The sequence below is a fragment of the Streptomyces sp. NPDC001880 genome, assembly GCF_053594575.1.
Window position 1 is genome coordinate 60,523 of sequence record NZ_JBSFET010000033.1, and the last position, 8,089, is coordinate 68,611.

The following is an 8,089-nucleotide window of genomic DNA, read 5'->3' on the forward strand; positions in this document are numbered from 1 at the left end:
TGCCGCATATCGGGAGACTTGCGCCCGGTCGTGGGTGAGAATCGGGCCATGGATCTGCCGGTGATGCCTCCTGTGAAGCCGATGCTCGCCAAGTCCGTGTCCAGAATCCCGCCCGGTATGCAGTACGAGGCCAAGTGGGACGGCTTCCGCGCGATCGTGCACCGGGACGGCGAGGAGGTGGTGATCGGCAGCCGCACCGGCAAGCCGCTCACCCGCTACTTCCCCGAGCTGGTCACCGCGGTCCGGGAGAATCTGCCGCCGCGGTGTGTGATCGACGGCGAGATCGTGATCGCGTACGGCGGGCGGCTGGACTTCGACCGGCTCAGCGAGCGGATCCATCCCGCGGATTCCCGGGTGCGGCTGCTCGCCGAGCATACCCCCGCCAGTCTGATCGCCTTCGACATCCTGGCGGTGGGCGACGACTCGCTGCTCGCCACCCGGCAGTCCGACCGGCGCGCCGTGCTGGAGGCGGCGTTGTCCGGAGCGTCGGCCCCCGTCCATCTCGCCCCGGCGACCACGGACCCGGCCCTCGCCCAGGAGTGGTTCGAGCGCTACGAGGGCGCGGGGCTCGACGGTGTGGTGGCCAAGCCGCTCGACCTGCCGTACCGCCCGGACACCCGGGTGATGTACAAGATCAAGCACGAACGGACCGCCGACTGCGTGGTGGCCGGGTACCGCTTCCACAGGAGCGGCCCGGTCGTCGGCTCGCTGCTGCTCGGCCTGTACGACTCCGGGGGTGTGCTCCAGCACGTCGGGGTCTGCGCCGCCTTCTCGATGCGGCGCCGCGCGGAGCTGGTCGCCGAGCTGGAGCCGCTGCGCGTCGGCTTCGCCGGTCACCCGTGGGCGGCCTGGGCCGATGCCGAGGCGCACGAGCACGCCCGGCTGCCCGGTACGCAGAGCCGCTGGTCGGGGAAGAAGGACCAGTCCTGGGTGGCGCTGCGCCCGGAGCGGGTCTGCGAGGTGGCCTACGAGCACATGGAGGGTGACCGTTTCCGGCACACCGCCCGGTTCCGCCGGTGGCGGCCGGACCGCACCCCTTCCAGCTGCACCTACGCGCAGCTGGAGGAGGTGGTGCGGTACGACCTGGCCGAGGTGCTGTCAGCCGGCGGACGGTGAGCCCGACGGCGGGGCGCAGGGGTCCTCGCTCGTCGTCGGCCCGGGTTCCGGGGACTCGGTGGCCCCTGCGGTCCCGGACGGGTCCGGTGAGGGCGAGTCCGTCGGGCAGCCGGGGCCCGGCTCCGAGGCGCCGGGGTCGGGGCTCGTACCGGGGTCCGGACCGGCCGTTGCGCTGTCGGTCGGATCGGGTGAGGCGGTGCCCGGGTCGGTGGGATCCGGGGAGGCGGTGGGGTCCGGGGAGGCGGTCGGCGATCCGGAGGGCTCGGTGCCGGACGACGGGGAGGGGTGCGGCGAACCGCCGGGCTGCGGGCCCACGATGATGCCGCCGTCCGGGGTGCCGGGTCCGCCGACCGGATGCTTCGGCTTGTTCGGGCCGCCCGCACCGGGGCTCTTCGGGACGGTGCCCTTGCCGTCGGGCACCGGGTGGATGCCCTTGCGGTAGAACTCCAGCCAGGACAGCACGGTGCGCAGATAGGTGTCCGAGTGGTTGTAGCTGAGGATCGCCCGGTCCAGGTCGGCCTTCACAGACAGATCGCGCGGTCCGGCACAGAGGTAGTACCCGGCGGCGAGCGCGGCGTCGTAGATGTTGCCCGGATCGCGGCGGCCGTCACCGTTTCCGTCCTTGCCCCAGTGGGCCCAGGTCGAGGGAATGAACTGCATCGGGCCGACCGCCCGGTCGTAGGTCCGGTCGCCGTCGTACGCGCCGCCGTCGGTGTCCGGGATGTTGGCGAAGCCCGCGCCGTTGAGGACCGGCCCGAGGATCGGGGTGAGGGCCGTGCCGTGCTTGTCCACCCGTCCCCCACCCGCCTGGCCGGACTCGACCTTGCCGATCGCCGCGAGCAACTGCCACGGCAGACGGCATCCGGGGTCGGTCCTCCCGAGTGCGCTCTCCGCCTTGCGGTAGGCGGCGAGCACCGTGGCCGGGATGCCCGCCTCGGCCCATGACAGGGCGGCGGCCGGGCTCTGCTTCGTACCGGCCTTCGGCGGCTTCGGCGACTGCAGCGGCGGGATTTCGGTGTGGTACGAGTCGTCGTTGGGTACGTGCGACCACTTCACCTCGTCGGTCTCCTGACGCTTTTTCGGCGTCACTTCGTGACCGACGAGTTCCGGTGCCTGGGACGCGGTGAGCGCGGCTGCCGCGGCGACCGCGGCCGCCGTGCCTCTGAGTCCGCGGCGCATCGTGCCGTTGAACCTCATCGTGCTCCCCTCTCCCCCCGGGTCACCGGGTGAAGGTGTCGATGGCGGAGACCCGCCAGGTGTTGCCGCGGCGAACTGCGTCCACGGCGAACATGGCCGCTGCATAGGTCGTCTCGTCCGACTTGCCGGTACGGGTGTTGCTCTGGTCGGCGAAGATGAGCAGTCTGGCCCGGTCGCCGTCGAGGAGCTCCACACCGCTGTCGGTGACGGTCGTGGTGAGTACGAGCTTCTGCTTCTGGCCCTGGGCCCGGACCTGGGCGAGCATGTCCTTGTGCTGCTGCACCGCCTTGCCGACCAGGTGAGTCCTGGCCGCCTGGTCGGAATTGCCGGGCGAGGCGTAGTTGTACGAGAACACCGCGCCCACGGCGTCGGCGATCTGGCCCTTCACCTCGCTGGTCCGCGCGATGTCGGTGAGCGCGGTGTTCTGCCGGGACGGCTCGTCGCGCAGGCTGCCGGCCGAGGTGAACGCCCAGGCGGCGAAGGCCCCGAGCAGCACGGTGAGGGCGCAGAGAACGGCGGGCAGCCGGACAAGGAGACGGGACGGCCGCTCGCCCCGCGGTGCCTTCCTATCCCGGCCCTCCGCCGGACCGAGGTCGTCCGTGACCCCGTCGTCGGTGGTGGTGTCCTTCGTGTCGGGGGCAGGCGCCGACTCGTCCTGGGGCGCTTCCGTGGTCGCGGGCCGCCGCGGCGGGGCGGTGACGGTTGTGGCGCGTTCCGCGGCGACGGTGGCCAGCCGGCGCCGGCGGTTGACGAGGTGACGAGTCGTCGACATGTCCGGGGGTCCTCTCGGTGGCGGGGTGGGAGTCGGTGGCGTCAGCCGGCCGTGTTGCCGACAGGCGCCTGGCCGAGGGCGCTGAGCTTCCACCCTTCGGAGGTACGGGTGAGCTTGCCGAGCATCCGGCTCTCCTTCACCGCGGGCTTGCCCTCCGGCGCGGTCACGGTGACCCGCAGCGCCACCATGACTCCGGCCTTGCCGGCCCGGTCGTCGAGTTCGGTCACAGCCCCGGACAGGATCTGGGCCGTGCTGACCGTCTTGGCCTGCTGGATCTGCTTCACGAACGCCGAGCGTCCGTCGACCAGTTGCTGGTGCAGGTCGCCGGTGGTGGAGTCCTCCCAGGTGTCGAGGCCCTGATCCAGCCTCCGGTGGTCGAGCGTGTTCATGTTCTGCACGGCCTGCTCGCCCGCGGCCAGTGCCTCGTCGCGGGACTGCGCGTACGCCGCCGACTCGTCGTGCGCGGCGTCGTACCACGACACTCCGCCCCAGGCTGCCGCGCCGGCCGCCGCGACCGCCAGCACGACCGCAGCCGCCACCAGCGGGTTCCCCGTCATCCGTACCCGTGCCATTGCTGTCTCTCTCTCCTGCCGGCCGATCCGTACCGAGTTGCGCGATTGCGGTGCTGCTATCTGGAGGCGATCTCGACCACGGTCCAGTGTCCGTCCCGCAGTTGAGCGGTGACGGAGAGCTGGGCCGCCGCCGTGGTGGCCGGCTTGCCCTCCCGCTCGTAGACCTGGTCGAGGAAGACCAGCAGGTGGGCGCTGTCGTCCGTCAGCCGGGTCACTCCGGCGCGCACGACATGGGTGGTCAGCGTCAGCTTCTGGTCCGCGGCCTGCTTCTCGACCTGCCCGAACAGGGCCGCGTACTGCTGGAGCGCCTTGCCTGCCAGGAGTTGCTTCGCCGACTCCTTGGTGACGGCGGTGGCCTGCGGGCTGTAGGAGAAGACCTTGCCGAGTGCGTTGCTGACATCGCCCGCGACCCGAGTGGTCGCCTCGCTGTCGGTCAACGCGCGGTTCGAGGTGGCGGGGGTGTCGCGCAGCGCCCTGCCCTCGGCGAAGAGCACGCCACCGGTCGCGAGCAGTGCGACGACCAGGACGGCTGCCACGATGCGTGGCCACCGCCGGGCGGGCCCGGACGGGTCCGGCCGGTCCTCCTCTGCGACCGCACCGGCTTCCTCGGCGTCCCGTGTCTCCGTGTCCGTGTCGGTGTCCGTGCTCACGACCGCTGTCCCTCCCCGCTCCTTCATTCGCCGCTCCCGACCGGAATCGCCGTGAGCGCCTTGACCTTCCAGCCGTCCGGAGTGCGGGCCAGCGTGGCCTCGAAGCGCTTGCGTTCGGTGCCGGCCCTTCCGGAGCGCGGGGTGACCTCGACATCGACGGTCGCGATCATTCCGGCCGTTCCGGTCCGCTCGTCGAGCGCGGTGAGCGCCGCGTCCGTGACCTCGCCGCGTGCGGTGGCACCGGACTTGGTGAGTTCCCTCGCGTCCTTGCTCCGGGTGCGCGCCAGCTGGTCGTGAAGCGGCCCTGTCGAGGAGTCGAGCCAGGCGCCGAGACCGCTGTCCACGCTCCTGGCGTCCTTGGCGTCGAGGCTGTTCAGCAGGGCGAGGCGGTGCTTGCCGTCGGCCAGCGCGGCATCCCGGCTCTTCGCGTACGCGAGGCTGTCGTCGCCGCGCGCCCGCGCGTACGACCAGCCGCCGAGGGCGCAGACCAGCACGGCGGCGAGCAGCACCGCCCAGCCGGTCAGGGTCTTCGTACGTGTCGTCATCGGCCGCCCTCCTGTCCGAGTCCCAGCAGGCCGGCCATGCCGTCGCCGTCCGACGGGCGCCGGCCGGTGACACCGAGCGCGCCCGGGAGCCGGTCCGTGTCGTCGCCCAGCAGCATCGAGCCGGGCTTGGCGGGCTCGGGCACGGCGCCGCCCCTGGGCGCGTTGGCGCTGCCGCGGACGTTGATGCCGGTGCCGGGCGAAGAGGTGCAGCGTGCCTTGGTGTTGACGGGCGGTCCGGCCGAGGTGTCCAGGCCGCTGCGGTAGACCGTGCCGCCGTATCCTGCGGTGCAGGGCAGCGGTTCGAAGAAGGTCACCGACATCCCGAACCGGGCGCCGTTCTCGTCGATCGCGCTGGCCCCGGCGGCCGCCACCGCGGGCAGCTTCACCAGGAGTTCCTCCATGCCGCGCTGCCGGGTGACGGCGACCTCGGAGGTGGTGAGGAGGTTGGCGACGACGACGCCGAAGCCCGGGTCGAGGTCCCGCAGCAGTCCGCTGATCTGTCCGGTCGCGTCGGGGGCGACCGCGATCAGTTTGCGCAGGTCGGTGTCGGATCCCTTGAGCTGTGCGGCCAGTTCCCCGGCGCCGGAGGCGAAGCCCTTGAGCGCCTCGCCCTGTTCGGCCTGGGTACGCAGCACGGTCCGGCCGTCGATCATGAGCCGGGTGTTGACCGGCAGCGCGTCGTCCGCCGCCCGGACGAAGTCGCCCCCGGTGTCCAGCAGCACCTGGAGGTCGTCGCCGCGTCCCTCGAACGCGGCGGCGAACTCGTCGACGACCGTGCGCAGCGATTCCGGATCGACCGAGCCCGCGAGGTCGTTGACGCTGGTGAGTACGTCGGTGACGGGGGCGGGGACGGTGGTGTCGGCCTGGTCGATGACGGAGCCGTTCGCCAGATACGGTCCCCCGGTGCGGGTGGGCCGCAGGTCCACGTACTGCTCGCCGACCGAGGAGAGGCTGGCGACGACGGCCTTGAGGCCGTCCGGAATCTTCGGGGCGTCCTTCTCGATGCGCAGTTCGGCCTCGACTCCGTCGTCGGTGAGCTCGATCGGCCCGACGCGGCCCACCGAAACGCCCCGGTAGGTGACGTTGGAGTGGGTGTACAGCCCGCCGGTGCGCGGGAGCTGGACCTTGACGGTGTAGTAGCTGCGCAGGCCGATGTAGTGGCCGAGGTCTGCGTACCGCACTCCGAGGAAGCCGAGTACGAGGACCGCGATGACCAGGAAGGCGATGTTCTTGAGCCGGATGGCGAGGGTGATCATCGGCTGCTCCCGTCCGTGCCCGCCGTCGGGACCTCGGGGAGGGGCAGCGGCAGTGCCCGGCCGGCCCCGCTGGTACTGGTCCCGCTCCGCGGCGGGACCGCCGGGATGAGCGGCGGGATGATCTGTGTGCCGGGCATGGCCGTCACATCCAGGTAGACGTTGAGGTAGTCGCCCTTCACCCCGCGCAGCACCTCGTCGGTGAACGGGTAGGTGAGCAGCACCTGGAGGGAGTCGGGCAGGTCGCGGCCGGAGTCGGCGAGCGCCTTGAGGCTGGGGGCGAGGGCCTTGAGGTCGGCGATCATGTCGGCCTTGCTCTTGTTGACCGTGTCGACGGCGACGGTGGAGAGGGTGTCGAGCGAACGCAGCATGGTGAGGAGCGAGCCGCGCTGTTTCTCCAGGACCTTCAGGCCGGGGCTGAGCCCGGTGAGGACCGTACCGACGTCCTGTTTACGGGTGGCTAGGGTGGCGGAGAGCCGGTTCACCCCGTCGAGTGCGTCGGTGATGTCCTTCTTGTGGCCGTCCAGGTCGGTGACGAGGGTGTTGACCCGGCCGAGCATGGAGCGCATCTGGGGTTCGCGTCCGGCGAGTGCCTTGTTGAGCTCAGTGGTGATGGTCTTGAGCTGGTTGACACCACCGCCGTTGAGGAGCATCGACAGGGCGCCGAAGACTTCTTCGACCTCGGGGTTCCGGTTGGTGCGGGACAGCGGGATCCGGTCTCCGTCGGCGAGTCTGCCCTGTGCGGTGCCGCGGGCGGGCGCGGCGAGCTGGATGTACTTCTCGCCGAGGAGGCTGGACTGTTCCAGGTGGGCGTAGGCATTGGCGGGCAGTTCGACCTTGCCGTTGACACGCATGGTGACCTTGGCGTTCCAGCTGCCCGAGCCGAGGGAGACCTTGGTGACACGGCCGACGGCGACGTCGTTGACCTTCACCGACGCCTGCGGGGCGAGGCTGAGCACGTCCGCGAACTCCGCGGTGATCTCGTAGGGGTGGTCGCCGAGGTCGGCGCCGCCGGGCAGCGGGACCTGGTCGATCCCGGTGAACGACGGCAGGCCGGAGGCGGTGACGACGAGGGCCAGGCCGACGCCCACGGCCAGCGCCGCGGCGACGCCGGTCGTGCGGGCTCCGGGTCTGCGCAGCACTCGGCTCATCGGTTCGCCCCCTTCTTTTCCGTGGCGGTCTTCGCCGGGGTGCCGTAGACGGTGCCGACGGCGGGGAGCGGCAGGGTGGGCAGCGCCTTGCGGCGTGCGCCGTCCACCGGGGTGAGGCCGGCGAGTCCGGGGGACTGAGCGAGCGGTCCGCCCATGGAGAGCTCGTTGAGGTTGGTACGGCCGTTGAGCGTGCGGTTCACCGGGTCGTAGGCGTTGACGACGTTGCCCGCGGCGAGCGGCAGTGTGTCCAGTGACTCGGCGAGCGACGCCCGCTGGTCGACCAGGGTCTGGGTGAGTGGTACCAGGGCGTCCACGTTCGCCTTGAGGGCGCCGCGGTTCTTCTGGATGAAGCCCTTGACCTGGCCCAGTGCGGTGCCCAGTTCCTTCAGCGCGGCACCGAGGTTCTCCTTGTCGTCGGCGAGGAAGCCGGTGACCGAGTTGAGCTGCTGCTCGGCGGCGCGGACATTGCCGTCGTTGTCCTTCAGCATGGTGGTGAAGGTCTGGAGGTAGGACAGCGTGTCGAAGAGGTTCCCGCTGCTTTTGTCCAGGGTCTTGGTGGCCTTGCCGAACTGCTCGACGGAGTTGCCGATGGCCTTGCCGTTGCCTTTGAGGTTCTTGGCCCCGGTGTCGAGCAGTCCGGCAAGGGCTCCGTCGGCGTTGGCTCCCTCCGGACCGAGGGCCTTGGAGAGTTCCGTGATGGAGTCGTACAGCTGGTCCACCTCGACGGGTGTGGCGTTGTTCGCGGCCGGGAGCACGGCGTTGTCCGCGATCTGCGGTCCGCCGTCGTAGGCGGGGGCGAGCTGGATGTAGCGGTCGGCGACGAGGCTGGGGGC

General features: G+C 71.1%; 9 protein-coding genes. 1 reads left to right on the forward strand and 8 read right to left on the reverse strand.

Going from position 1 to position 8,089, the window contains the following annotated elements:
* The first annotated feature begins 48 nt into the window (after nt 1–48).
* On the forward strand, nt 49–1,116 hold the full coding sequence (locus ACWCQ6_RS19745; protein ID WP_451090802.1) for an ATP-dependent DNA ligase: 1,068 nt from the start codon (nt 49–51) through the stop codon (nt 1,114–1,116).
* Here the strand turns inward: ACWCQ6_RS19745 and ACWCQ6_RS19750 are convergent.
* From ACWCQ6_RS19750 to ACWCQ6_RS19785, 8 genes are all read right to left on the reverse strand, one after another.
* Complete coding sequence (locus tag ACWCQ6_RS19750; protein ID WP_451090804.1) at nt 1,099–2,313, reverse strand: lytic murein transglycosylase; 1,215 nt, start codon at nt 2,311–2,313, stop codon at nt 1,099–1,101. The genes ACWCQ6_RS19745 and ACWCQ6_RS19750 overlap by 18 nt on opposite strands.
* A gap of 22 nt (nt 2,314–2,335) precedes the next feature.
* Nucleotides 2,336–3,085: a hypothetical protein gene (locus tag ACWCQ6_RS19755; protein WP_451090806.1), complete on the reverse strand. Its 750-nt coding sequence runs from the start codon at nt 3,083–3,085 to the stop codon at nt 2,336–2,338.
* Between the two features lie 41 nt (nt 3,086–3,126).
* Nucleotides 3,127–3,657, reverse strand: a complete 531-nt coding sequence (locus ACWCQ6_RS19760; RefSeq protein WP_451090809.1) for a nuclear transport factor 2 family protein — start codon at nt 3,655–3,657, stop codon at nt 3,127–3,129.
* Between the two features lie 56 nt (nt 3,658–3,713).
* Nucleotides 3,714–4,334 (reverse strand): hypothetical protein, encoded by a 621-nt coding sequence (locus ACWCQ6_RS19765; RefSeq protein ID WP_451090811.1) that lies wholly within the window; start codon nt 4,332–4,334, stop codon nt 3,714–3,716.
* Nucleotides 4,331–4,852 (reverse strand): hypothetical protein, encoded by a 522-nt coding sequence (locus ACWCQ6_RS19770; protein ID WP_451090813.1) that lies wholly within the window; start codon nt 4,850–4,852, stop codon nt 4,331–4,333. Before ACWCQ6_RS19770 ends, ACWCQ6_RS19765 begins: the two co-directional genes overlap by 4 nt.
* The gene (locus ACWCQ6_RS19775; protein ID WP_451090815.1) at nt 4,849–6,108 is read right to left on the reverse strand and encodes an MCE family protein; all 1,260 of its coding nucleotides are present in this window, start codon (nt 6,106–6,108) and stop codon (nt 4,849–4,851) included. The genes ACWCQ6_RS19770 and ACWCQ6_RS19775 overlap by 4 nt, the downstream gene beginning before the upstream one ends.
* The gene (locus tag ACWCQ6_RS19780) at nt 6,105–7,256 is read right to left on the reverse strand and encodes an MCE family protein (RefSeq protein WP_451090817.1); all 1,152 of its coding nucleotides are present in this window, start codon (nt 7,254–7,256) and stop codon (nt 6,105–6,107) included. The genes ACWCQ6_RS19775 and ACWCQ6_RS19780 overlap by 4 nt, the downstream gene beginning before the upstream one ends.
* The coding region (locus ACWCQ6_RS19785; RefSeq protein ID WP_451090819.1) for an MCE family protein at nt 7,253–8,089 on the reverse strand (837 nt) is incomplete at its 5' end. The genes ACWCQ6_RS19785 and ACWCQ6_RS19780, both read right to left, overlap by 4 nt.